At 62.3% G+C, this 24,914-nt stretch carries 26 protein-coding genes; 16 read left to right on the top strand and 10 right to left on the bottom strand.

What is annotated here, in order from left to right:
• The first annotated feature begins 35 nt into the window (after positions 1–35).
• Positions 36–1,022 (top strand): L,D-transpeptidase LdtE, encoded by a 987-nt coding sequence (gene ldtE, locus AS136_RS13665; RefSeq protein ID WP_012541396.1) that lies wholly within the window; start codon positions 36–38, stop codon positions 1,020–1,022.
• Positions 1,023–1,083: 61 nt separating this feature from the next.
• On the opposite strand, the gene AS136_RS13660 is transcribed toward ldtE, so the two are convergent.
• From AS136_RS13660 to ynhH, 3 genes are all read right to left on the bottom strand, one after another.
• The gene (locus AS136_RS13660) at positions 1,084–1,320 is read right to left on the bottom strand and encodes a major outer membrane lipoprotein (protein WP_007374746.1); all 237 of its coding nucleotides are present in this window, start codon (positions 1,318–1,320) and stop codon (positions 1,084–1,086) included.
• 312 nt (positions 1,321–1,632) lie between these two features.
• Complete coding sequence (gene pykF, locus AS136_RS13655) at positions 1,633–3,045, bottom strand: pyruvate kinase PykF (protein ID WP_012541397.1); 1,413 nt, start codon at positions 3,043–3,045, stop codon at positions 1,633–1,635.
• Positions 3,046–3,052: 7 nt separating this feature from the next.
• Positions 3,053–3,238, bottom strand: a complete 186-nt coding sequence (ynhH, locus tag AS136_RS29355; RefSeq protein WP_418268519.1) for a protein YnhH — start codon at positions 3,236–3,238, stop codon at positions 3,053–3,055.
• Here ynhH and AS136_RS28675 point away from each other — a divergent pair.
• Complete coding sequence (locus AS136_RS28675; RefSeq protein ID WP_004217210.1) at positions 3,183–3,314, top strand: hypothetical protein; 132 nt, start codon at positions 3,183–3,185, stop codon at positions 3,312–3,314. The two genes, ynhH and AS136_RS28675, sit on opposite strands and share 56 nt — an antisense overlap.
• 236 nt (positions 3,315–3,550) lie before the next feature.
• Entirely contained in the window at positions 3,551–3,763 is a 213-nt protein-coding gene (gene fumD, locus AS136_RS13650; protein ID WP_012541399.1) for a fumarate hydratase FumD, read from the top strand.
• Between the two features lie 17 nt (positions 3,764–3,780).
• On the opposite strand, the gene AS136_RS13645 is transcribed toward fumD, so the two are convergent.
• Positions 3,781–4,419, bottom strand: a complete 639-nt coding sequence (locus AS136_RS13645; protein WP_008804472.1) for a TetR/AcrR family transcriptional regulator — start codon at positions 4,417–4,419, stop codon at positions 3,781–3,783.
• 126 nt (positions 4,420–4,545) lie between these two features.
• Between AS136_RS13645 and AS136_RS13640 the strand changes: the two genes are divergently transcribed.
• The 4 genes from AS136_RS13640 (at position 4,546) to AS136_RS13625 (ending at position 9,445) form a co-directional block, all read left to right on the top strand.
• Positions 4,546–6,399 (top strand): bifunctional sugar phosphate isomerase/epimerase/4-hydroxyphenylpyruvate dioxygenase family protein, encoded by a 1,854-nt coding sequence (locus AS136_RS13640; RefSeq protein WP_023322834.1) that lies wholly within the window; start codon positions 4,546–4,548, stop codon positions 6,397–6,399.
• Positions 6,400–6,470: 71 nt separating this feature from the next.
• Positions 6,471–7,793: an MFS transporter gene (locus AS136_RS13635; protein ID WP_063266801.1), complete on the top strand. Its 1,323-nt coding sequence runs from the start codon at positions 6,471–6,473 to the stop codon at positions 7,791–7,793.
• Positions 7,794–7,808: 15 nt separating this feature from the next.
• Positions 7,809–8,645 carry a shikimate dehydrogenase family protein gene (locus AS136_RS13630; protein WP_008804475.1) on the top strand — a complete coding sequence of 279 codons (837 nt, stop codon included), beginning with the start codon at positions 7,809–7,811 and terminating at the stop codon, positions 8,643–8,645.
• A 56-nt stretch (positions 8,646–8,701) separates the two neighbouring features.
• Positions 8,702–9,445: a substrate-binding domain-containing protein gene (locus AS136_RS13625; protein ID WP_023322832.1), complete on the top strand. Its 744-nt coding sequence runs from the start codon at positions 8,702–8,704 to the stop codon at positions 9,443–9,445.
• Here AS136_RS13625 and AS136_RS13620 read toward each other — a convergent pair.
• From AS136_RS13620 to AS136_RS13605, 4 genes are all read right to left on the bottom strand, one after another.
• Complete coding sequence (locus AS136_RS13620; protein ID WP_012967936.1) at positions 9,429–10,178, bottom strand: ABC transporter ATP-binding protein; 750 nt, start codon at positions 10,176–10,178, stop codon at positions 9,429–9,431. The two genes, AS136_RS13625 and AS136_RS13620, sit on opposite strands and share 17 nt — an antisense overlap.
• Entirely contained in the window at positions 10,175–11,182 is a 1,008-nt protein-coding gene (locus tag AS136_RS13615; protein ID WP_023322831.1) for a FecCD family ABC transporter permease, read from the bottom strand. Before AS136_RS13615 ends, AS136_RS13620 begins: the two co-directional genes overlap by 4 nt.
• On the bottom strand, positions 11,172–12,230 hold the full coding sequence (locus AS136_RS13610) for an ABC transporter substrate-binding protein (protein ID WP_023322830.1): 1,059 nt from the start codon (positions 12,228–12,230) through the stop codon (positions 11,172–11,174). The genes AS136_RS13615 and AS136_RS13610 overlap by 11 nt, the downstream gene beginning before the upstream one ends.
• A 92-nt stretch (positions 12,231–12,322) precedes the next feature.
• Positions 12,323–13,135 (bottom strand): DNA-binding transcriptional regulator, encoded by an 813-nt coding sequence (locus AS136_RS13605; protein ID WP_012541407.1) that lies wholly within the window; start codon positions 13,133–13,135, stop codon positions 12,323–12,325.
• A 177-nt stretch (positions 13,136–13,312) separates the two neighbouring features.
• Between AS136_RS13605 and AS136_RS13600 the strand changes: the two genes are divergently transcribed.
• The 8 genes from AS136_RS13600 to AS136_RS13565 all read left to right on the top strand — a co-directional run bounded on the left by AS136_RS13600 (position 13,313) and on the right by AS136_RS13565 (position 21,680).
• A complete protein-coding gene (locus tag AS136_RS13600; protein WP_023322829.1) occupies positions 13,313–14,977 on the top strand; it encodes a bifunctional 3-(3-hydroxy-phenyl)propionate/3-hydroxycinnamic acid hydroxylase in 1,665 nt (554 codons plus the stop codon).
• Between the two features lies 1 nt (position 14,978).
• Positions 14,979–15,923: a 2,3-dihydroxyphenylpropionate/2,3-dihydroxicinnamic acid 1,2-dioxygenase gene (gene mhpB, locus AS136_RS13595; protein ID WP_023322828.1), complete on the top strand. Its 945-nt coding sequence runs from the start codon at positions 14,979–14,981 to the stop codon at positions 15,921–15,923.
• Positions 15,924–15,940: 17 nt separating this feature from the next.
• Entirely contained in the window at positions 15,941–16,807 is an 867-nt protein-coding gene (gene mhpC / locus AS136_RS13590) for a 2-hydroxy-6-oxonona-2,4-dienedioate hydrolase (RefSeq protein ID WP_023322827.1), read from the top strand.
• Between the two features lie 10 nt (positions 16,808–16,817).
• Positions 16,818–17,624, top strand: a complete 807-nt coding sequence (gene mhpD, locus AS136_RS13585; RefSeq protein ID WP_012967940.1) for a 2-keto-4-pentenoate hydratase — start codon at positions 16,818–16,820, stop codon at positions 17,622–17,624.
• Entirely contained in the window at positions 17,617–18,567 is a 951-nt protein-coding gene (gene mhpF, locus AS136_RS13580; RefSeq protein ID WP_023297812.1) for an acetaldehyde dehydrogenase, read from the top strand. The genes mhpD and mhpF overlap by 8 nt, the downstream gene beginning before the upstream one ends.
• Positions 18,564–19,580 (top strand): 4-hydroxy-2-oxovalerate aldolase, encoded by a 1,017-nt coding sequence (gene mhpE, locus AS136_RS13575; protein WP_008804486.1) that lies wholly within the window; start codon positions 18,564–18,566, stop codon positions 19,578–19,580. Before mhpF ends, mhpE begins: the two co-directional genes overlap by 4 nt.
• Positions 19,581–19,655: 75 nt before the next feature.
• Positions 19,656–20,852, top strand: a complete 1,197-nt coding sequence (gene mhpT / locus AS136_RS13570) for a 3-(3-hydroxy-phenyl)propionate transporter MhpT (protein WP_023322826.1) — start codon at positions 19,656–19,658, stop codon at positions 20,850–20,852.
• A gap of 102 nt (positions 20,853–20,954) precedes the next feature.
• Positions 20,955–21,680, top strand: coding sequence for a purine nucleoside phosphorylase YfiH/LACC1 family protein (locus tag AS136_RS13565; RefSeq protein WP_023322825.1), 726 nt, complete (start codon positions 20,955–20,957; stop codon positions 21,678–21,680).
• Between the two features lie 12 nt (positions 21,681–21,692).
• On the opposite strand, the gene AS136_RS13560 is transcribed toward AS136_RS13565, so the two are convergent.
• Together AS136_RS13560 and AS136_RS13555 are read right to left on the bottom strand one after the other, a co-directional pair.
• Positions 21,693–23,273 (bottom strand): rhodanese homology domain-containing protein, encoded by a 1,581-nt coding sequence (locus AS136_RS13560; protein WP_023322824.1) that lies wholly within the window; start codon positions 23,271–23,273, stop codon positions 21,693–21,695.
• A 5-nt stretch (positions 23,274–23,278) separates the two neighbouring features.
• Complete coding sequence (locus AS136_RS13555; RefSeq protein WP_023322823.1) at positions 23,279–23,881, bottom strand: cysteine dioxygenase family protein; 603 nt, start codon at positions 23,879–23,881, stop codon at positions 23,279–23,281.
• A 106-nt stretch (positions 23,882–23,987) separates the two neighbouring features.
• Between AS136_RS13555 and AS136_RS13550 the strand changes: the two genes are divergently transcribed.
• A complete protein-coding gene (locus AS136_RS13550) occupies positions 23,988–24,881 on the top strand; it encodes a LysR family transcriptional regulator (protein WP_023322822.1) in 894 nt (297 codons plus the stop codon).
• Positions 24,882–24,914: the final 33 nt, after the last annotated feature.

The raw sequence follows: 24,914 nt of genomic DNA, 5'->3' as shown, positions 1-24,914 counted from the left end.
CCTGGCGTTTTATCAGCGAAAGAAGGAATCTCAGTATGAAACGCAAAACGATGATCACCTTAGCCCTTCTCAGCGCGCTTGGCGCCTCCTCGGCCGCCTGGGCCGTCGACTACCCGCTTCCTCCCGCCAACAGCCGGCTGATTGGCCAGAACCAGTACTGGACCGTACAGGAGGGAGACCGCAACCTGCAGGCGATCGCCCGCCATTTCGATACCGCGGCGATGCTGATCCTCGAAGCCAACGATACCATCGCGCCGGTGCAGCCGAAGCCAGGTACTCAGGTCCTGATCCCCTCCCAGATGCTGCTCCCCGACGTACCGCGAGAGGGGATTGTCGTCAACCTTGCGGAACTGCGGCTGTATTACTTCCCGCCGGGAGAGAATCAGGTGCAGGTCTATCCGCTGGGTATCGGCCAGTTAGGGCTGGAAACGCCTGAGATGACCACCCGCATCGGGCAGAAGATCCCCAACCCGACCTGGACGCCCACCGCGGGCATTCGGGCGCGTTCGCTGGAGAAAGGGGTGACGTTACCAGCGGTGGTCCCGGCCGGGCCGTACAATCCGCTGGGGCGCTACGCGCTGCGTCTGGCCTATGGCAACGGCGAATATCTGATTCATGGCACCAACGCGCCGGACAGCGTCGGTTTACGCGTCAGCTCAGGCTGTATGCGAATGAACGCCGATGACATCAAAGCGCTGTTCAACCAGGTGAAAACCGGGACGCCGGTACGGATTATCAATCAGCCGGTGAAGTTTGCCGTCGAACCGGATGGTAAACGCTATGTCGAGGTCCACAGGCCGCTTTCGCAGACGGAAGGGGAAAACACCCGGACCATCGCCTACACGCTGCCTGCGGCGTTTCACGCCTTCGCAGAGGATAAAGCGGTCGATGATGCACAGCTGAAAAAAGCGATGTCGAGAAGGGCGGGATATCCGGTGGTGGTGTCCACGGGGACGGGGAGTGCGCCAGCTACGCTGTCGGCGCAGAACACGCCGTCAGACAACAGCCTGCTTACCCAGTAGCCCTCATGCTGAGGGCAAAAAAAATGGCGCACAGAGTGCGCCATTTTTATTACCAGAACTCTTACTTACGGTAAGAGTGAGCCTGGTTGTCCAGACGCTGGTTAGCGCGAGCTGCGTCGTCTTTAGCAGCCTGAACGTCGGAACGGATTGCGTTCACGTCGTTGCTCAGCTGGTCAACTTTAGCGTTCAGAGTCTGAACGTCAGAAGACAGCTGATCGATTTTAGCATTGCTGGAGCAACCAGCCAGCAGAGTAGAACCCAGGATTACCGCGCCCAGTACCAGTTTAGTACGATTCATTATTAATACCCTCTAGATTGAGTTAATCTCCATGTAGCGTTACAAGTATTACACAAAGTTTTTTGGGATGAGAATATTTTTTTTACCTGAACGCACTTATTTTTGATCGTTCGCTCAAAGAAGCATCGAATTGGACAAAATCGCTGAAAAAGGCGAGTGAAAACAGCGCGCTTCCATCGGATTCATCTTAGATAATCTCTTATTAAATAGTAAATTCCGATTTGCATTTTTAATAGGAAGAGCTAATCAATGAATAAAAAAAAGCGCCCCGAGAGGCGCTTTATTAAAAAAAACCAATTAACCTGTAAATTATTACAGCACGTGTACGGAAGCCGTATTAGTGGTACCGCTCGGCACTAATGCGCCGGAAACCATCACCACCACGTCGCCTTTACGCGCGAGGCCGCTTTTCAGCGCCAGATCTTTGCCCAGATGATAGAAGTCATCGGTAGAGGCGATCTCTTCCACCAGCTGCGGCACAACGCCTTTGCTCAGCACCAGCTGGCGAGCGGTGGTTTCGTTGGTGGTCAGGGCCAGGATGGTGGCGTCCGGGAAGTATTTACGCACAGCGCGTGCGGATTTACCGCCCTGGGTGGCGACAACGATCAGCGGCGCTTCCAGTTTCTCAGCGGTTTCTACCGCGCCGCGGCACACCGCTTCGGTGATGCGCAGTTTACGATTGTCGTTATTGAAGTCCAGACGGCTGGTCATCACGCGGTCAGTACGTTCGCAGATGGTGGCCATGATGGTGACGGCTTCCAGCGGGTATTTACCTTTCGCGGATTCGCCGGACAGCATCACTGCATCGGTACCGTCGAGGATGGCGTTGGCCACGTCGCCGGCTTCAGCGCGGGTCGGACGCGGGTTCTTGATCATGGAGTCCAGCATCTGAGTCGCGGTGATAACCACTTTGCGCGCGCGGATACATTTTTCGATGATCATTTTCTGGGCGAAGATAACTTCTTCAACCGGGATCTCAACGCCCATGTCGCCACGAGCAACCATGATGCCGTCAGAAGCTTCGAGGATTTCGTCGAAGTTGTTCAGGCCTTCCTGGTTTTCGATTTTGGAGATGATCTGGATGTTTTCGCCGCCGTGGGCTTTCAGGTGCTCACGGATCTCGACGACGTCGGAACGTTTACGGATGAAGGAGGCCGCGACAAAGTCCACGCCCTGTTCGCAACCGAAGATCAGATCCTGTTTGTCTTTCTCAGCCAGCGCCGGCAGGGCGATGGAGACGCCCGGCAGGTTTACGCCTTTGTTCTCGCCAAGGTCGCCGTTGTTCAGCACTTTACAGATAACTTTGTTACCTTCGATAGCCGTCACTTCCATGCCGATCAGGCCATCGTCCACCAGAACGGTGTTGCCGACGGTGAGGTCAGACGTGAAGCCTTCGTAGGTCACAGCAACGATTTCGTTGTTGCCGACGACGGATTTATCGGTGGTGAAGGTGAAGGTCTGGCCTGCTTTCAATGAGACGTCGTTGCCGCCTTCCAGCTTGATGGTACGAATTTCCGGGCCTTTGGTGTCCAGCAGAATAGCGGCTTTCTTACCGGTTTTGCTCATCACATTGCGCAGGTTCTGGATGCGCTGACCGTGTTCCGCATAGTCACCGTGGGAGAAGTTCAGACGCATCACGTTCATGCCGGCTTCCAGCATTTTGGTCAGCATCTCTTCAGATTCGGTTTTCGGACCGATGGTGCAAACAATTTTGGTCTTTTTCATGACAGTTTTAGTCTTTAAGTTGTGAAGGATATGGAATTCTCGCTCCGCGGGCGCACTGCCGGGGAGCCAAACCTGTATTACGAAAGTTGCTAAGCCACGCCCTAAGGATAGGTGACAACCCCGGAGCGTGCAGAAGAATGTGTGCTGGCGGTTCAGCCCATGAAATGTGGCAAGGTGTTATGCGTTTTATCATGCAGTCCAATGCGCTGAAACCATTCAAGAAAGAATCGAAGCGCATTATACGCTGCCGAAATCAAAAAGGAAAATAAAAACCTCGTTTCAAATTATGGACAAAACGCGTAACAAAACCGGCACGTTATGCATAAAAGTACGCAACACATTTTTTCATCACCGGGCAGGCAAAGGGGCAGCGGAAGGCGCTTTTTCTCGCGTGATGAACCAGTAAAATGCGCCATTGGCCCATTCCGCCGGGGATAATTTGCGTTGCGGAAAAAATCTATCAATAATGAATTGATTGATAATAATAAAGTGCGAGCAAAACCAGATGGGAAATAAAGCCAAAGACGACGAGCTGTACCAGGAAATGTGCCGCGTGGTGGGTAAAGTGGTGCTGGAAATGCGAGACCTGGGCCAGGAGCCGAAACACATTGTCATTGCCGGCGTACTGCGCACCTCGCTGGCGAACGCCAAAATTCAGCGTTCGGCGCTCACCGTGGAGGCCATGGAGAAAGTCATTCACGCCCTTTCCGGGCATTAACTTCTGTCGCCGGCGGGTCAGGATATCACGAAGCGGATCACCGCCCGGACGGCAATGTCGCAGTGGTGGGCCACCATCGCTTCGTCGTCGATGGCGGGCAACGGATCGTCAAGGTACAGGCTGCTGAAGGTGTAGAAGTTCGACACCTGATAAAAGCTGAAGCTGCTGATTAACCGGTGCACATCGCGTGCTTCGAGCCCCGCCTGAAAGACGCCTTGCTGCTGGCCGCGCTGTAAAATGTCTTCCAGAATCGACAGGGCGGTACGATTCAGCGGTTTCAGTTCACCCGAGGTTTGTAACCACTTGCCGCGCTGCATATTCTCCATGCAAATCACCCGCATATAGTCCGCGTGGGTGGCGTGATAACGCACGCTCCAGCGCACCAGCCGCACCAGCGCCTCCACCGGCGGCACATTCTCCAGCCCCAGCTGCTGCTCGGTTTCGCGGATCCGCGCATACACATACTGCAGCACCTCCTGATAGAGCTGCTCTTTGCTTTTGAAGTAGTAAACCACCATGCGCTTGGTGGTCTGCGCTTCGGTGGCGATCTGCTCCATGCGGGCGCCTGACAGCCCGTGTTCAGCAAAAACAGCGATAGCAGCGCTGAAAATCCGCGCCTTCAGGGATTGTGCTTCATCATGAGCAACGACGGTCATGGCAACTCCTTTTTCTTGGGTGACAAAAAATACACATAATGATCACAATTTAGCAACCTAGTATGGCGCAAATGAACCAAATGATACATATTCAAGGCTCACGTCAGTTGTTGACCCGAGGACCTTATGCTGCGCTCTATCGCCACCGTTTCGATTTCCGGCACCCTGCCTGAGAAGCTGCACGCTATTGCGGCGGCGGGCTATCAGGGTGTGGAAATTTTCGAGAACGATCTGCTCTATTATACGGGGACGCCGGCGGAAATCCGCCAGCTTGCCGCCGATTTAGGGTTAAAAATCACGCTTTTTCAACCCTTTCGCGATTTTGAAGGCGCCAGCCGGGCGCAGTTTGCGGCGAATATAGCCCGCGCTCGGCGCAAGTTTGCCCTGATGCACGAGCTGGGCTGCGACACGCTGCTGCTGTGCAGCAATGTGCAGCCGGACTGCTCGGCGGATAGCGAATTGCAGGTCGCGGATCTGCGGGCGCTGGCCACGCTGGCGGAAGAAGAGGGGATCACCATCGGCTATGAGGCCCTGGCCTGGGGAACCCATGTGAACCGCTGGCAGCAGGCCTGGGAGCGGGTACGGCGGGTGGACAGCCCGGCGCTGGGCCTGGTGCTCGACAGCTTCCATATTCTGGCTCGCGGCGACACGCTGGACGCGCTACCGTCGGTGCCGGTGGAGAAAATCACCTTTGTTCAGCTCGCCGATGCGCCGTACATGAAAATGGATCTCCTGGAATGGAGTCGCCATTTCCGCTGCTTCCCCGGGCAGGGCGAGCTGCCGCTGGAGCCGTTTGCCGAGCAGGTCACCCGCTGCGGCTATCGCGGCCCCTGGTCGCTGGAGATCTTTAATGACGGTTTTCGCGCCTCGCCGAACGGCGCGACGGCCAAAGATGGTTATCGTTCGCTGCTGTGGCTGGAGGAGCAAACCCGCCGTCGGCTCCCGACGTGCGATGCCGATCTGTTTTCACCGCCGCCGCTGCCGGTCTATCACGGGCTGGAGTTTATCGAGTTTGCCGCCAGCGCCGCCGAGGCGCAGCGCCTGGGGCAGCATCTGCAGGCGCTGGGTTTTCAGCACGAGGGAAGCCACCGCTCCAAACAGGTGACGCTGTGGCGCAACGGCGGGGCGCGGATCGTCATCAACCATCAGCCCCACAGCTGGGCCGATCATTTCTATCAACGCCACGGCGTATCGCTGTGCGCCATGGCGCTGCGGGTCGATCGCAGTGCGCCGATTGTGGCCCGCGCCCGGGCGCTGGGGTATGCCACCTGGCAGGGCGATGCCGGGCCGAACGAAACGCCGATCCCGGCGATCTGCGCCCCGGACGGTAGCCTTATCTATCTCATCGAGGCCGGGGAAGGGATCTATGAGCGCGATTTTCATCTGCGCGACGGACTGACGGTGCGCGAGGATTATCTCGGTATCGACCATCTGGCGCTGGGGATGGAGGCCGACAGCCGCGACAACTGGGTGATGTTCTTCCGCACGGTGTTTGGTTTTACCCTTGAGCATGAGCAGACGCTGCCGGACCCGTATGGACTGGTGCGCAGTCTGGCGGTGCGCAGCCCGCAGGGCGATATCCGTCTGGCGCTGAATATTTCGCAGAGCCGGGCGACGCAGATTGCCCGCTCGGTCGCCTGCTACCAGGGGGCAGGGCTGCAGCATGCGGCCTTTGCCTGCCGCGATCTGCCGGCCACCTGCGACCAGCTTGCCGACGTTGCCCGCCATGCGCTGCAGATCCCGGCCAATTATTATGACGATCTGCTGGCGCGCTTCGGCGGCGAGCTGGACGTTGGGCAACTGCAGCGGCGGCAGCTCCTCTACGACCGCGATCCGCAGGGCGGGGCCTTCCTGCATCTTTATACCCGCCCCTTTACCGCCGGGCGCTTTTTCTTTGAGTTAACCGAACGACGGGCCGGTTACGCGCTCTATGGCGCGGCGAATGCCGCCGTCCGTCTGGCGGCGATGCAGTATTGTTAGCCCGAATCAAATGGTTCATTATGCTTTAAACACAATAACAACATCCTCTGTACCCGAGACAGGAACTGACTATGAGCTCATATAGCCCTAACCCGACGGCTGCCGCCCAGCCTGCCGTCACCGTGCGCCGCTCCCGGCGGCGCATCGGCATCCTTGCGCTGTTGGCCGTTGGTACCATGATCAACTACCTCGATCGCACCGTGCTGGGGATCGCCGCCCCAAAGCTCACCGGTGAGCTGGGGATCGACCCGGCGATCATGGGTATCCTTTTTTCCGCCTTCGCCTGGACCTATGCCCTGGCGCAGATCCCCGGCGGGCTGTTCCTTGACCGCTTTGGCAACAAAGTGACCTATTTTCTGTCGCTGACCCTATGGTCGCTGTTTACCCTGTTCCACGGCATGGCGGTGGGGCTGAAAACACTGTTGCTGTGCCGCTTCGGACTCGGCATTAGCGAAGCGCCGTGCTTTCCGGTCAACAGCCGGGTGGTCAGCGCCTGGTTCCCGCAGCATGAGCGGGCGAAAGCCACAGCGGTGTACACGGTAGGGGAATACCTCGGGCTGGCCTGCTTTGCGCCGCTGCTGTTCTGGATCATGGACGGCTTTGGCTGGCGGGTGCTGTTCGTCAGCGTCGGCGCGGTCGGTATTCTGTTTGCCCTGGTGTGGTGGCGCTGCTACCGCGAACCGCATGAAGATCCGCGCCTCAGCCAGCAGGAGCGCGAGCATATCGAAAACGGCGGCGGCCTGAGCGCCCCGACGGACCAGCAGGTGGCGTTCAGCTGGCCGCTGGTCCGCCAGCTGCTGAGCAAGCGGCAGATCATCGGCGCCAGCATCGGCCAGTTTGCCGGCAATACCGTGCTGGTGTTCTTTCTCACCTGGTTCCCGACCTGGCTGGCCACCGAGCGGCATATGCCCTGGCTGAAGGTCGGCTTCTTCTCCATCCTGCCGTTTGTCGCCGCCGCGGGCGGGGTGATGTTTGGCGGCTGGATCTCCGACAAACTGCTCAAGGCCACCGGGTCGGCCAACCTTGGCCGAAAGCTGCCGATCGTCGCCGGTCTGCTGATGGCCAGCTGCATTATCACCGCCAACTGGCTGCATAGCGACCTGGCGGTGATCCTGGTGATGTCGTTTGCCTTTTTTGGTCAGGGAATGGTGGGGCTTGGCTGGACGCTGATCTCCGATATTGCCCCGAAGGGGCTGGGCGGCCTGACCGGCGGCCTGTTTAACTTCTGCGCCAACCTCGCGGGGATCCTCACCCCGCTGGTGATCGGCTTTATCGTTGCCGGGTTCGGCAATTTCTTCTACGCGTTGATCTACATCGGCGGCGCCGCGCTGCTGGGCGTGGTGGCCTATCTGTTTATCCTCGGCGACGTCAAACGTATCGAGTTATCGCAGTAAGCAAAGGAGCAAGGCATGGTGATTAGTGGAAATACGCGGCTGATAGCGCACCTTGGCTATCCGACCGCCAGTTTTAAGGCGCCGATGATCTATAACCCGTGGTTCGTCGACCAGCAGGTGGACGTAAAGGTGGTGCCGATGGGGGTCAGGCCGGAGGACTACGCCGCGTTTATTCCGCCGCTGTTTACGATGACCAACATCATCGGCGCGCTGGTGACGATGCCGCATAAAATCGCCACCTGCGATCTGGTCCAGCGCCTGAGCCCGACGGCGGCCATCGCTGGCGCCTGCAATGCCATCCGTCGCGAGGCCGACGGCAGCCTCTCCGGGGATATGTTCGATGGCGACGGCTTTGTGCTGGGCCTGCGTCGTAAAGGGTTTAATCCGCAGGGGACGCGGGCGCTGGTGGTCGGCAGCGGCGGGGTAGGATCGGCTATCGCCGCCTCTCTCGCGGCGGCGGGAGTCAGCGCCCTGACCCTGTACGATACCCGGCCCGAGGTGGCGCACGCCCTCGCCGGACGGCTGCATCAGCACTATCCGCAGCTCGATATCACCCTGATGCAGCACGACCCTGTCGGACACGAGCTGGTGGTCAATGCCACCCCGCTGGGGATGAAGGCCAGCGATCCGCTGCCGCTGGACGTTGACCGTCTGGCGCCAGGCACCTGGGTGGGGGAGGTCGTCATGACCCAGGAGTACACCCCGCTGCTGAGGGCCGCTCAGGCGCGACAGTGCCATATCCAGCGCGGGACCGACATGTTGTTTGAAATGATCCCCGCCTATCTGCGCTTTTTCGACCTGCCGGTAGCCACCCCCGAGCAGCTGCGCGCGCTGGCGGAAATTCGCTACTGACGCGACGGCAAACCGGGTAATATAGCGTTATATTATCCGGTTTATAGCGACTATCTATGATGTCCACTCCTCTCACGCTGCTGGCGGCGGGAAGCCTGAGAAGCGCTTTCCTACCGCTGGTGGCGCACTTTCAGCAGCACACTGGCCTGGCGGTCGATGCGCAGTTTGGCCCTGCCGGCCTGCTGCGCGAGCGGATCGAGGCCGGGGCGCCGTGCGCGGTTTTTGCGTCCGCCAACGCGGCGCACCCGCAGGCGCTGCTGCAGGCCGGTCTGGCGCAGGAATGCCAGGGATTTGCCGGCAACCAGCTGATGCTGACCGCCCGGTGGTCGCCGGACAACGATGGCCTGGATTGGCTGGCGCTGCTCAGCACGCCCCGCCTGCGGCTGGCGACCTCCACGCCGGGATGCGATCCGTCGGGAGATTATACCTGGCAACTGTTTGCCCGAATTGAGGCGCACTATCCTGGGTTGGGCAACGCGATAGCCGGGCGGGCGCAGCCGCGGGTCGGCGGTAGAGACTCACTGAGCGTGCCGCCGGGCGAGATAGCCGGCGCGTGGCTTATTCGCCAGAATCTGGCGGATCTGTTTATCGGCTACGCGCACTATGGCCCCGCGCTGGCCGCCTGCGACGATCTGCGTACCCTGACCATCCCGGCGCCGTGGAATATTCGTTGCGATTACCAGCTGGCGCGCCTCAGGGCGGATCCCGCCGCGCTGGCCCTGTATCGCTTTATCCTCGGCGACGTTGGCCAGGGGTATCTCCGGCAGGCGGGTTTTATGCCGTTCAGCGACGCAGAGTAAACCCCGGCGCCAGCAGAGGGGACGCGGACGCTGGATGGTAGATCAGACGTACCGGCAGGCCGTACGCTTGCCGGAGGTGCGTTTCGCTCAGCACGTCGGCGGTCTCGCCTGCCAGCCACTGGCCCTCCGGCAGAAGCAGCAGCGTATGGCTGGCCACCTGCAGCGCATGGTTTGGATCATGGGTGGTGAACAGGACGGTGCGTGCCTGGCGGTGAGCGAGGTCGCCGATCAGCTGCAATACCACCTGCTGGTTACCGAGGTCCAGCGCCGAGCAGGGCTCATCCAGCAGGATATTCTGGCTGGCGCTGACCAGCGCGCGGGCAATCAGCACCAGCTGCTGCTGGCCGCCGGAGAGGGCGCCGAAGTCATCCCCGGCCAGGGCGGCAATCCCCAGCTGCGCCAGCGCGTTCTCAACCCGCCGGGCATCTTCCTCGCCCGGCTGGGCAAAGAGATCCACATGACGGGCGCGGCCCATCAGCACCACATCGCTCACGCGCCAGCGAAAAGCGGGACGAAACGACTGCGGGACCAGGGCGATGCCCCCCTCGCACTGCACCTGGCCGCCCAGCGGCGGCAACACGCCGGTTAGGGTGTCCAGCAGGGTACTTTTTCCCCGGCCATTGGCGCCCAGCACCGCCCAGATCTCACCGGGCCGGCAGGTCAGCGTGAGCGGGGCGAAGAGCGGCTGACGGTGGCCGTAGCGTAGCGCTTCCAGCGATAATGAGCTGTTCATCGGGCGGTACTCCGGCGCCGGGATTGCACCAGTAAAAAGGTAAACAGCGGCGCCCCGAGCAGGGCAGTGATGATCCCGATCGGGATTTCCGCCTGGGTCAGCGTGCGCGCCAGATCGTCCACCACCAGCATCAGCGCGGCGCCAAGCCAGAAGGCGGTGGGCAGCAGGCGACGATGGTCAGCGCCCACCAGCAGGCGGGCGAGGTGCGGGACCACCAGCCCCATCCAGGCGATGCTGCCGCTGACCGCCACCTGGGCTGCCACCAGCACTGCACAGCACACCAGCACGCCGCGACGCAGCGCGGCCACCGGAACGCCAAGACTGCGGGCATCGCGTTCCTCCAGCGCCAGCAGGTTGATACGCCAGCGCAGCTTCCACAGCACCCCGACGGCTAGCGCCATGGGCAGGGACATAAGCAGAACCTTATGCCAGCTGGCGGTCGCGAAGCTGCCGAGCAGCCAGAAAACAATGTTCGGTAACGTCTCTTCGCTATCGGCGAGGTACTGCATCAGGCTGACCAGCGCGGCGAAGAAGCCGCTGAGAATGATCCCGGACAGAATCAGCCCCAGCGTGCTGTCCCGCCCCTGCAGGGCGGCGAGGGCGTAAATCAGCCCCAGCGCGATGAGGCCGAAGAAAAAGGTCGAGGCCATCATCAGCAGACCGCCGACGCCCAACAGGATCGCCAGCGTGCCGCCGAAGGCGGAGCCGGCGGTCACCCCGATGATGTGCGGGTCCACCAGCGGGTTCTGGAACACGCCCTGCAAGGTGGCGCCGCACAGCCCCAGCGCGCCCCCGGCCAGCAGAGCCATGACCACGCGCGGCAGGCGAACCGACCAGACGATCTGCCCGATCACCCCTTCACCTGGCGGCAAATGGACCAGGGTGTGGCCAACGGCGCGCAGGCTTAACGGGTACTGGCCGAAACAGAGCGAGGCGACCGCGATCGCCAGCGTCGCCAGCGCCAGGCTACCCTGCAACCGCCAGGGATGGTGGTTAGCGCGCATCTGGCGTCCACGCCACGCGGTAAAAACGCTGATAGTAATCCCTGGCTTTACTGTCCACATCGATGCTCTGGTAGCGCGAAGGATAGAGTTTTTTCGCCATCCATAGCTCGCCCAGCGCCAGGGCCTCCGGCATCGGGTAACCCCAGGCTTTGGCGTACTCCGGCATCAGCCACACGCGGTGGTGTTTCACCGCATCGATCGCCTGCCACTGCGGGTCGTTCTCTATCTGTTTGACCACCTGCGGATAACGGTCCTGGACGAAGATCACCTGCGGGTTCCACTCCAGCACCTGCTCCAGCGACACCTGACGGGCGCCTTTTACGCTGGCGGCCGCCACGTTCAGCGCCCCGGCGTGCGCCATCATCAGCCCGGTGTATTTACCGGCGCCGTAGGTATTCAGATCGGGGTTGGCCATATACACCCGCACCCGCTGGTTCGGTGGAATATCGGCCACCGGCGCATTGGCTTGTTTGCGCGCCGCAAAGGTGTAGTGAATCAGCGCCTCGGCCTCGGGCTGGCGCTCGACGACCTCGCCGATAAGGCGGATCCCCTCCACCAGCCCGGCGTTATAGGCCTGCTCTTCGTCTGCCATGGTGGGGTTCATTTTATTTTTTTCACCCGCGGCGTCCTGGCGCAGCGAGATGGCCACTACCGGGATCCCGGCCTGTTGGATCTGCGCGATCATCGCCGGCGGCGCATAGTTGGCGACAAAAACCACCTGCGGACGCAGCGCCAGCAGGCTTTCAATATTGACCTGGGTGAGATCGCCCGGGGTCGCCAGCTGCCCGATCTCAGGCATAAAGCGGGCGAACTGCGGCCCGAGCTGTTTCTGCCAGCTGCTTAAGACGCCGACGATATCCTCGGCGGCATGCAGTTGCACCAGCAGGTTGAGCGTCTGATGTTGCAGAACCACGACGCGGGTGATGTGGTCGGGGAGCGTGACCTGGCGACCCAGCTGGTCGGTGACGGTGCGGTCGGCGAAGGCCTGGCCGGTGAACAGGCTGACGCTGAGCAGCGTCAGGCCCAGCAGTAAGGGGTGTTTTGACATGGTGTGGCCCGAATGGCGTGAAAAATTCGTTATGTATTAAATTATATAACGAAGCCGGGCGCAATGGGTGATCGCATTTACCCTCATCACGATCAGGGCATTTCGTACCACACTTCTTCCTCTTCCATGCGGGCCTCTATCTGCCTCGCCACCCTCTGCAGCGCAGGGAGATGCTTCTGCGCCGCCTGCTCAATGGTCATTGCGCTGGCGATATAGACCAGGTTCAGGCAGCCGATAACCCGCTGCTGGCTGCAGACCGGCACGGCGATGGAGGCGATTTTCTCCTCCTGCCGCCAGCCGCGGAAGTTTTCGCCATAGCCGTTCTGGCGGGTGCGGGCGAGGATCGCCGCCAGCCGTTCCGGTTCGCGGGCCAGCTGATACTCAGCTTCCGGACGGGCGGCCAGCATGCTGACGATGGCGTCGCGCTCCGCGTCGGGGGCAAAGGCCAGCCACGTCAGCCCGGAGGCGGTGAGCAACAGCGGCAGCCGCCGTCCGACCATCGCGCGGTGAAACGACAGTCGGCTGAAGCGGTGGGTAGTCTCGCGCACCACCATGGCGTCGACGTCGAGGGTGGTGATGTCTGTCGGCCATTGCACCTCGCGCAGCAGCTCGCCGAGCAGCGGTGTGGCGAGGGCAGAAATCCAATGTTCGTCACGAAATCCATCGCTCAGCTGGCGGACGTTAATGGTCAACCGGAAGCTGTCGTCGGAGCGGCTGCGGCGGACAAAACCCTCCTCCTGCAGCGTCTCCAGCAGCCGGCGCACGGTGGTGCGATGCAGGCCGCTAAACTCCGCCAGCAGGCCCGGCGTCGCGCCGCCGTCGAATTTATTTAACAATTTTAATAACAATAAACCCCGGCTTAACCCACGCACCGTTTTGTACTCAGTGGACCCATCGTCACGCATAAATCCTTCCTTAAAATGCTTTATAAACAGCGTAGTGCACCTGGTGCACATTCGGCGATGTTTTGATTGTAGCCGAAAACCCCCGCCCTATACTCAGCCCATTATAAAAATACGTTTACACATGATTAACAAATTGCCTGTCAGCCGGGCAGTTTCCGAGTCGTGAGGTCGCTGAAAATGACAACATCTACACCCGATATTCAACCCGCCGTGCAGCATACCGCTCAGGTCGCCATCGCCGGCGCCGGTCCGGTTGGCCTGATGATGGCCAACTACCTTGGCCAGATGGGCATCAGCGTGCTGCTGGTGGAAAAGCTCGACACACTGATCGATTACCCACGTGCCATCGGCATTGACGATGAATCCCTGCGGGCGATGCAGGCGGTGGGGCTGGTAAATGACGTGCTGCCGCACACCACGCCATGGCACGCCATGCGCTTTCTGACCCCGAAGGGGCGCTGCTTTGCTGATATCCAGCCGATGACCGATGAGTTTGGCTGGTCGCGGCGCAACGCCTTCATTCAGCCGCAGGTCGATGCGGTGATGTATCACGGCCTGCAGCGTTTCCCGCAGGTCCGCTGCCTCTTCTCCCGCGAAGTAGAAGCCTTTAGCCAGAACGGTGACGGTGTCACGTTAAATCTTAAAGGACCGGACGGCGAGCGGGAGACGGTGCGCGCGGACTGGCTGGTGGCCTGCGACGGCGGCGCCAGCTTTATTCGTCGTACGCTGAACATCCCCTTCGAAGGTAAGACCGCGCCGAATCAGTGGATCGTCATCGATATCGCTAACGACCCGCTGGCCACCCCGCACGTTTACCTGTGCTGCGACCCGGTGCGACCCTACGTTTCCGCCGCGCTGCCCCATGGCGTGCGCCGCTTTGAATTTATGGTGATGCCCGGAGAAACCGAAGCCCAGCTCAGCGAGCCGCACAATATGCGTCGTCTGCTGAGCAAAGTGCTGCCGGACCCGGACCGCGTCGAGCTGATCCGCCAGCGGGTCTACACCCATAACGCCCGCCTTGCCGAGCGTTTTCGCATTGACCGGGTGCTGCTGGCCGGCGACGCGGCGCACATCATGCCGGTCTGGCAGGGGCAGGGATACAACAGCGGCATGCGCGACGCCTTCAACCTGGCGTGGAAGCTGGCGCTGGTGGTCAACGGTAAAGCGGGAGAGGCGCTGCTCGACAGCTATCAGCAGGAGCGCCGCGACCACGCGAAAGCGATGATTGATCTGTCGGTCACCGCCGGCAACGTGCTGGCGCCGCCGAAGCGCTGGCAGGGGGCCGTGCGCGACGGTCTCTCCTGGCTGCTGAACTACCTGCCGCCGGTGAAGCGCTACTTCCTCGAAATGCGCTTTAAGCCGATGCCGCAGTACCGCGAGGGGGCGCTGCTGACCGACGGCGCCGGCAAAACCTCGCCGGTGGGCAAAATGTTTATTCAACCGCAGGTGACGCTGGAGAGCGGCGAGAGCGTGCTGCTCGACGACGTCATCGGCGCGAATTTCGCCATTATCGGCTGGGGCTGCAACCCGCAGTGGGGGCTCGACGCCGGGCAGATCGCCCGCTGGCGCGCGATGGGCGTGCGCTTTATCCAGGTGGTGCCGGCGGTGCAGATCCATCGCGAGCAGGATAACGCCCCCGGCACGCTGCGGGTGGGCGATACGCAAAACCGCCTGAAGAGCTGGTTTGCTCAGCATAACACCGCCATTGCCGTGGTCAGACCGGACCGCTTTGTCGCCGCTCTCGCCATCCCGCAGACCCTCGGCGCACAGCTGACCGCCCTGGCGGAAAAAATGGCCCTCGCAACCGGGGATACCGCCCACGCTGAAGAGAAGGTGGCCTGATATGCATGCCTATTTGCACTGTCTCTCCCACACTCCGCTGGTGGGATTGGTGGACCCGGAGCAGGCGGTTCTTGATGAAGTGAACGGGGTGATTGCCGACGCCCGGCGGCGGATCGCCGCCTTCGAGCCCGAGCTGGTGGTGCTCTTCGCTCCCGATCACTACAACGGTTTTTTCTATGACGTGATGCCGCCGTTCTGCCTCGGCGTCGGCGCCACCGCCATCGGCGACTTCGCCAGCGCCGCCGGCGACCTGCCGGTGCCGACCGAGCTGGCGGAAGCCTGCGCCCACTCCGTGATCAACAGCGGTATCGATCTGGCGGTGTCGTACAACATGCAGGTGGACCATGGCTTCGCCCAGCCGCTGGAATTTCTGCTGGGCGGCCTGGACCGCCTGCCGGTGCTGCCGGTGTTTATTAACGGCGTCGCCGCGCCGCTGCCGGGTTTTCAACGTACCCGGCTGCTGGGCGAGGCGATGGGCCGCTTCCTCAACACCCTCAATAAGCGGGTGCTGATCCTCGGCTCGGGCGGACTCTCGCACCAGCCGCCGGTGCCGGAGCTGGCGAAGGCCGACGCCCATCTGCGTGACCGTCTGCTTGGCAGTGGCAAACAGCTGCCGCCGGACGAGCGCGAGCTGCGTCAGCAGCGGGTGATCAACGCCGCCAGACGGTTTACCGAAGACCAGCGCTCGCTCCATCCCCTCAACCCGGTCTGGGACAACCGCTTTATGAGCCTGCTGGAGCAGGGGCGGCTGGCGGAGCTGGATGCGATCGGCAACGACGAGCTGTCGGCGATGGCCGGGAAATCGACGCACGAAATTAAGACCTGGGTGGCCGCTTTTGCCGCGCTATCCGCTTTTGGCCGCTGGCGCAGTGAGGGCCGCTATTACCGGCCGATCCCCGAGTGGATCGCCGGGTTCGGCTCGCTGAGCGCCACCACCGAGATTTGATTAACCGGGAGACTAACATGAGCTATCAACCGCAAACCGAAGCCGCCACCAGCCGATTCCTCAATGTCGACGAGGGGGGCCGCACGCTGCGCATCCATATCAATGACTGCGGCGACGGGAAAGAGACCGTGGTCATGCTGCACGGCTCCGGGCCGGGGGCCACCGGCTGGGCCAACTTCAGCCGTAACATTGACCCGCTGGTCGAGGCGGGCTATCGCGTGCTGCTCCTCGACTGTCCGGGGTGGGGCAAAAGCGATTCGATCGTTAACAGCGGCTCACGTTCGGACCTCAACGCCCGCATTCTGAAAAGCGTGGTCGATCAGTTGGGGATCGATAAAGTCCATCTGCTGGGCAACTCGATGGGCGGCCATAGCGCGGTGGCCTTCACCCTGAGCTGGCCGGAGCGGGTGGCGAAGCTGGTGCTGATGGGCGGGGGGACCGGCGGCATGAGCCTGTTCACGCCGATGCCGACGGAGGGCATCAAGCTGCTGAACGCCCTGTACCGCGAGCCGACCATAGAAAACCTGAAGAAGATGATGAGCATCTTCGTCTTCGACACCCGCGACCTCACCGAGGAGCTGTTCGAGGCGCGGCTCAACAATATGCTGTCGCGCCGCGACCATCTGGACAACTTCGTCAAGAGCCTCGAAGCCAACCCGAAGCAGTTTCCTGACTTTGGCCCGCGGCTGGGCGAAATCACCGCGCCAACCCTGATCGTCTGGGGACGCAATGACCGCTTCGTGCCGATGGATGCCGGGTTGCGCCTGCTCGCCGGGATCGCCGGTTCGGAACTGCATATTTACCGCGACTGCGGCCACTGGGCGCAGTGGGAACATGCCGACAGTTTTAATCAGCTGGTGCTCAATTTCCTCGCACGGGCTTAAGGAGTAAATGATGACTTTTTCTCTTGACGCGCTGGCCCGGCAGCTGCGCGACGCGGAACAGACCGGCCAGGCGATCGCCCCGCTGCGCGATATCCTCGGCGTCGACAATGCCGACGCCGCCTATGCCATCCAGCGTCTGAACGTCCAGCACCACGTGGCCCATGGCCGGCGGGTAGTGGGCCGCAAGGTGGGCCTGACCCATCCCAAAGTGCAGCAGCAGCTGGGGGTCAACCAGCCGGATTTCGGCACTCTGTTTGCCGACATGTGCTACGGCGACAACGCCGAGGTACCGTTTGGTCGCGTGCTGCAGCCCAAAGTGGAGGCCGAGATCGCCCTGGTGCTGAAGCAGGATCTGCCGCATGCCGATACCACTTTTGATGAACTGTATAACGCCATCGAATGGGTGCTGCCGGCGCTGGAGGTGGTGGGCAGCCGCATTCGCGACTGGTCAATCGGCTTTGTCGACACCGTCGCCGATAACGCCTCCTGTGGCCTGTACGTCATTGGCGGCCCGGCGCAGCGCCCGGCAGGACTGGATCTGAAGCAGTGCGCCATGCACATGACCCGCAACCAGGAGCTGGTCTCCAGCGGTCGCGGCAGCGAGTGTCTGGGACATCCGCTGAACGCCGCAGTCTGGCTGGCGCGCAAGCTGGCCAGTCTCGGCGAACCGCTGCGGGCGGGGGATATCGTGCTGACCGGGGCGTTAGGCCCGATGGTGGCGATTAACGAAGGGGACAGCTTTGTCGCCCATATCGAAGGTATTGGCTCAGTCGCGGCACGTTTCGTCGCCGCCGGAGAAGGACATCGTGATGCGTAAACGTAAAGTCGCCATTATCGGCTCCGGGAATATCGGCACCGATTTAATGATTAAAATCCTGCGCCACGGCCAGCATCTGGAGATGGCGGTGATGGTCGGCATCGACCCGCAGTCGGATGGCCTGGCCCGCGCCCGGCGCATGGGCGTCGCGACCACCCACGAAGGGGTGGGCGGCCTGATGCAGATGGCGGAATTTGCCGACATCGATTTTGTTTTTGACGCCACCAGCGCCGGGGCGCACATCAAAAACGATGCCGCGCTGCGCGAAGCGAAGCCGGGGATCCGCGTCATCGACCTGACGCCGGCGGCGATTGGCCCGTACTGCGTACCGGTGGTCAACCTCGCGGCCAATCTCCATCAGGGCAACGTCAATATGGTGACCTGCGGCGGGCAGGCGACCATCCCAATGGTCGCCGCGGTCTCGCGAGTGGCGAAGGTGCATTACGCGGAGATCGTGGCCTCGATCGCCAGCCAATCCGCCGGACCGGGCACGCGGGCCAATATTGACGAATTTACCGAAACCACCTCGCAGGCGATTGAAAAAGTCGGCGGCGCGGGCAAGGGCAAAGCGATTATCGTGCTGAATCCGGCGGAGCCGCCGCTGATGATGCGCGATACCGTCTACGTCCTGAGCGAGCTGGCGTCGCAGGAGGCGATTGCCGCCTCGATCGCCGAAATGGCGGCGGCAGTGCAAGCTTACGTCCCAGGCTACCGGCTGAAGCAGCAGGTGCAGTTTGAGGTTATCCCCGAGGATAAGCCGGTCAACCTGCCCGGCGTCGGCTGTTTTTCCGGCCTGAAAACCGCGGTTTACCTCGAAGTGGAAGGAGCGGCGCACTATCTGCCAGCGTACGCGGGCAACCTCGATATTATGACCTCGGCGGCGCTGGCGACGGCGGAGCAAATGGCCGGGGCAATGCACAGCGCGGCGGGAGCGACAGCATGAACGGTAAAAAACTTTATATCTCGGACGTGACGCTGCGCGATGGCATGCACGCCATTCGTCACCAGTATTCCCTGGCGCAGGTGCAGCAGATCGCCGGCGCGCTGGATAAGGCTGGGGTCGACTCCATCGAAGTGGCCCATGGCGATGGCCTGCAGGGATCCAGCTTCAACTACGGCTTTGGCGCTCACAGCGACATCGCGTGGATTGAAGCGGCGGCGGAGGCGGTCAGCCAGGCGAAAATCGCCACCTTGCTGCTGCCGGGCATCGGCACGCTGCACGATCTGAAAGCGGCGTATCAGGCCGGAGCGCGGGTGGTGCGGGTCGCCACCCACTGCAGCGAAGCAGACGTCGCGGCGCAACATATTGCCTTTGCCCGCGAGCTGGGAATGGACACCGTCGGTTTTCTGATGATGAGCCATATGATCTCCCCGCAGGCACTGGCGCAGCAGGCGCTGAAGATGGAATCTTATGGCGCGACCTGTATCTATGTGGTGGATTCCGGCGGGGCGATGAACATGAACGACATTCGCGACCGTTTCCGTGCCCTGAAGGCGGTGCTGAAGCCGGAGACCGCCACCGGGATGCATGCCCACCATAACCTGAGCCTCGGGGTGGCGAACTCGATCGTCGCGGTGGAAGAGGGGTGCGATCGCATTGACGCCAGCCTGGCCGGGATGGGGGCGGGGGCGGGCAATGCGCCGCTGGAGGTATTTATTGCCGCCGCCGACAAGCTCGGCTGGCAGCATGGCACCGATCTCTACGCCCTGATGAACGCGGCCGATGAGCTGGTGCGGCCGTTGCAGGACCGCCCGGTGCGTGTCGACCGCGAAACGCTGGCGCTGGGCTACGCCGGGGTCTACTCCAGCTTCCTGCGCCACAGCGAAGCGGCGGCCGAGCGCTATGGCCTCAGCGCGGTGGATATTCTCGTCGAGCTGGGCAAGCGACGGATGGTCGGCGGCCAGGAAGATATGATCGTCGACGTCGCGCTGGATCTGCTGAACCGCAATAAATAACGAAAAACGTGCGGCTGACAAAGCATCAGCCGCCAGTCACCTGCTCCGTTTGTTCGGCTATCGCCAAGGTACCCTATGACCAAGATAACGACTGCAAACCCCTCGCGCCTGGTGGTTACCATCGGGCTCTGTTTTATGGTGGCCCTGATGGAAGGGCTGGATCTGCAGGCGGCGGGGATCGCCGCCGTCGGCATGGCGCAGGCCTTTGCGCTGGATAAAATGCAGATGGGCTGGATCTTCAGCGCCGGGATCCTCGGCCTGCTGCCCGGCGCGCTGGTGGGCGGCATGCTGGCGGACCGCCACGGGCGCAAGCGCATTCTGCTGGGGTCGGTGCTGCTGTTTGGCCTGTTCTCGCTGTCCACTGCGGTGGCATGGAGCTTCCCGACGCTGCTGCTGGCGCGCCTGCTCACCGGCGTCGGGCTCGGGGCGGCATTGCCTAACCTGATTGCCTTAACCTCGGAAGCCGCTGGCTCACGCTTCCGCGGCCGGGCGGTAAGCCTGATGTACTGCGGCGTACCCATTGGCGCCGCGCTGGCGGCAGCGCTGGGCTTTTCCGGTCTCGCCGCGGCCTGGCAGACTATTTTCTGGATTGGCGGCGTGGTCCCGTTACTGCTGATCCCGCTGCTGATGCGCTGGCTACCGGAGTCGCAGGCGTTTCAGCGCGCGGAGGCCAGCGTGCCGCTGCGCACCCTGTTTGCCCCAGGGCATGCCGCCGCCACCCTGCTGTTGTGGCTGGGTTATTTTTTCACCCTGCTGGTGGTCTATATGCTGATCAACTGGCTGCCGATGCTGCTGGTGGGCCAGGGATTCCGCGCCAGCCAGGCGGCGGGGGTGATGTTCTCTCTACAGATCGGCGCCGCCTGCGGCACGCTGCTGCTGGGAGCGCTAATGGATAAGCTCACCCCGCTGCGGATGTCGCTCCTGATCTACAGCGGGATTCTGGCTTCCCTGCTGGCGCTGGGCAGCGCGTCGTCGCTAAACGGAATGCTGCTGGCGGGGTTTGTCGCCGGGCTGTTCGCCACCGGCGGCCAGAGCGTACTCTATGCCCTGGCGCCGCTTTTTTACCCCGCAGCGATCCGCGCCACCGGGGTCGGCACCGCCGTGGCGGTGGGCCGTCTCGGGGCGATGAGCGGCCCGCTGCTGGCCGGCAAGATGCTGGCCCTCGGCACCGGCACCGTCGGGGTGATGGCGGCCTCGGCGCCCGGCATTGTGCTGGCCGGCGTGGCGGTGTTCTGGCTGATGCATCGTCAGCAGCGCGCCGCGATTGTCTGAGACGCATCCGGCGGTCTGGCAAAAAAATGCCGGGCCGCCGCCTTGCCTGTCCGCGTCACCTGGCCTATGGTAAGACATCATTCCCTGACGCTTATCGTCCCTATGGCTTACACCTCCCGTTTGCTCAATGCTATCCCTGGCATCCGCCACGCTTTTCTCGATGTCCACGAAACCGCCGCCTTTCCCTATGCCGAGCTGGCTCCGGTGAAGCTGGTGCATGGTAATGAGGTTCATCATTATCAGCAGCCGCTGCCGACGCGCCCGCACGCCGACGCGGTGTTTACCGCGGTAGCCGGGCAAAAGGTGGGGGTGGTGACCGCCGACTGTCTGCCGATGCTGATCGCCTCGCACGACGGTCGCTTCGTCTGCAGCGTGCATGCCGGCTGGCAGGGGCTGGTCAGCGGCATTGTCGATAATAGTCTGGCCTGTTTTCGCCAGCAGGGGGTGGCATTGGCCGATCTGGTCATCGCCGTGGGGCCGCATATTCACCCTTGCTGTTACGAAGTCTCCGCCGGATTTTATCAGCAACTGCTGGACCAGCCCGGCGGTGATCGGGTGGCCCGCCATCGCCAGCGGCTGTTTCATTCCCGTTCGGGCCCGGTCAGCGATCCGCTCAAAGCCGCCGCACGCGGCAGCGATAATCTGTGGTTTGATCTGCGCGCCTTTGCCGAAGCGATCTTCGCAGAGGCGGGAGTGTCGCCGGCGAGCGTTGAATGGCTGGGGAGTTGCACCTACTGCACCCCGCAGTCGCTGGGCTCCTACCGACGCCGGACCCATTTTCCGGCGCCGAAGAGCTTTCAGTATTCGTGGATCCTGCGCGAGGCCTGAGGCGCGCTCGCGCTAGAGCACCCGAAAACCGTGGGTGCCGTCGCGGGCCAGCTGATCCACCAGGCCATACTCCCACTCCAGATAAGCCTGCATGGCCTCGGCGGAATTATCGGTTCCTTCGTACGGACGACGATAGCGGTCAAGGCGCTCGACGGCGAGGCCGCTGTCGCCATGCGCCAGCGGCAGACCGGCGGCGATCCACGCCAGCGTCCCGCCGGTAAGCAGCTGCACCGGTTTACCGGTCAAGGCCGCCACCTCCGGCACCGCGTAGCGGGCCAGCAGACTACTGCCGCAGGTCACCACGTAACGTTGGGCGGGAGGGATCACATCCAGGGCCTGGCGCAGCTGCGAGCGCGTTAGCCACCACGCGCCGGGGATATGGCGAGCGACAAAGTTGGCGCTGGTGGTGAAATCGAGCACCACCGTACCGGGTTCGTCCAGCTGTTGCGCCAGCTGCGCCGGGCTTATCTCCTCCGCCTGCGGGCCGGGCGGCACCTCGGCGGCCGGCACCCCGCGTTCGCTCAACTGGCTGGCCGACAGCGCACTCAGCCGCGCCGTCTCCCAGCCCATCTGCGCCAGCCACGAGCCGGTTATCGCCGCCCGGATGCCATCGTCATCCAGCAGCACAATTCGCGCCCCTCGTACGCTGGCGAAGTGATCGGTCTCCTGCAGCAGCTGGCCGCCTGGCGCGCTCAGGCTGCCGGGATAGTGACCCGCCGCGTACTCCTCGGGGCTGCGGACATCAAACAGGAAGGTAGTGCGGTCGCTCTGCTGCAGCCAGCGTTGCAGCGTGGCCTCATCGATGACCGCCACCCCGGCCCGTTCGGCAAGATGCGCCACCTCAGCGGCCCGGACGCCGGAGGCGCGGGCGGAGGGATCGTATTGCCGCTGCTGCTGGTGCGCCAGCGTCTGGCCGGCCAGCGTCCAGCCGATAGTGCCATTGCGCAGGGCATGGACCGGGTTTGGCACGCCGGCGTTGATCAGCGACTGGGTGCCGATGATGCTGCGGGTGCGTCCGGCGCAGTTGACGATAACCGGCGTCTGCGGGGAGGGCGTCAGGCTCTCCACCCGCAGGGCCAGCTCGCCGCCGGGCACGCTGATGCTGCCGGGGATGCTCATGGTCTGGTACTCATCGAAGCGCCGGGCGTCGACGATCACCACCTCCTGCCGGCTGTCGATGAGCGCCTGAACCTCCAGGGCGCTGAGCGACGGCGTGTGACGCACGCTTTCCACCAGTTCACCAAAGGCTTTGCTGGCGGAGTTGACGTCCTGAAACAGCTCGCCGCCGCTGCGGCGCCAGCCGGCGAGCCCCTCTGTCAGCAGGGCCACATCCTGATAGCCCCAGGCCCGTAGCCGTTCGACGGCGATCTCCGCCAGACCTTCGCCGTTGTCGTAGACGGTGAGCGGGGTGGTGAAGCGCGGTATCCGCCGGCGGACCTCCAGCTCCAGTTTGCTGAGCGGCAGATTGACGGCAAACAGCGGATGAGCGGTGGCGAAATCGGCCTCTTCACGGACGTCGATCAGCGCCAGTTCACGACGGTCGAGCAGCGCCTGGCGTATCCCGGCGGCCTGGCGATAAGCGTAGGTGGGCATAGTGGTTATCCTTGATGTTCGCGGGACAAATCCCAGATATTGGGTAAATGGCGGTTAGAGTAGCCGGAGATAAACGGTTTCTGCTGCCCTTCCGGGGTATACACGGCGCGCTTCACCGCGCCGATATTGCCGCCGTAGATGTGAATGCTGATGGAGACGCGATCCGCCAGCGCATTGCTGACGCGATGAATATCGCCATCGTCAGCGGAGACTTTCTCCACCTGGCCTGCTTCCAGAAGCGTGGCGGCGCCCAGCGCGCGCGGGATGCCATCGGCATCCAGCTGGTAGCGCTGGTTTTCCTCCGCGCCGCGCAGCATACCAATGGCCCCCCACACCCGATGGTCATGGATCGGCGTCGCTTGCCCCGGTCCCCAGACGAAGCTGACAATCGAGAAGCGCTCCCCGGAGTCGGCATGCAGCAGATACTGCTGGTAATGGTGCGGATGCGGCAGGGTGTACTCTTCCGGCAGCCAGTCGTCGTGACGCACCAGCGCCGCCAGTCGCTGCGCCACGGCGTCAAGCAGCGGGGCGGTCTGGTGGTGCTCACGGTGCAGGCGGTCTACCTCATGAATGAAATGGCGTAATTTTTCCAGTCGTGGTGCAGTCATGTGCGGTTCCTGTGAGAGGGACTGGTCAAAACGCTAACAGAGGCGTTAATATTATTTAAATGCAATTTATGCATATATTAATATGCAAATTTCACATAAGGATCCTATGCGCATTGACGATATTGACGCTTTGCTGGCCACGGTGCAGTTTTCCTCCCTCAATCAGGCCGCGGAATATCTGGGGATCACCCAGTCGGCCATCACCCGGCGTCTTCAGCGTCTGGAACAGGAGCTGAACGTGACGCTGTTGGAGCGCCAGACCCGCCCGCTGACCCTGACCGCCGCCGGACACCGGGTGTACGAGCAGTGTCTGAGCATTAAGCGTGAGACGAAAAAACTCTACAGCCTGTTGGATCCGGAAGGCGAGCCGCGCGGCGCGCTGCGTCTCGGCGTGCCGCAGAGTCTCAGCGAGATTGCCCTGCCGGCGGCGCTGTCAGCGCTGAGCCAGCAGTTTCCCGGACTGTCGCCGCAGATCACCTGCGGCTGGAGCGGACAGCTGCAGCGCCGGCTGGAAAACGGCGAGCTGGACGGCATGCTGGCGATGGGGCCCGCCCAGCAAAGCTTCGCCGAGGGCTATAGCGGGCGCCTGCTGTGTCCCCTGGAGGTGGTGCCGATCGTCGGCCGGCGTTTGAATTTGCGCGCGTCATCCCTGCGGGAGTGCGCCGAACAGGGCTGGATCCTTAACCCCGACGGTTGTGGCCTGCGCGCCGGGCTCATTCGCGAGCTGCAGAGTCAGGGATTGCGGTTGAAGCTTAATGTCGAAAGCGCGGGCGCGCAGCTGCAGATAGCGCTGGTGGCGCAGGGACAGGGGCTGGGTCTGGTGCCGCGGGCGGCGCTGGCCAACAGCCCGTGGCGGGACGAGATCGCGGTCCTCAATCTCAGCGATTTTCAGCCTGCGGTCTCACTGTGGCTGATCCACGCCCAGTATCTGGCAAACCTGCAGGCGCCGCTGACCTTTTTCGCCAGCAAAGTGGTGCAGCAGCTGACAGTATCCGACTGAAAGCACTATGCATTTTTGTTTAATGCTAATTCA

The sequence above is a fragment of the Klebsiella sp. D5A genome (genome assembly GCF_001620885.1).
GTDB classification, from domain to species: Bacteria; Pseudomonadota; Gammaproteobacteria; order Enterobacterales; family Enterobacteriaceae; genus Klebsiella; species Klebsiella variicola.
Note: the sequence above shows the minus strand (reverse complement) of the source record. Positions and strands in the feature narration are given on the sequence as shown.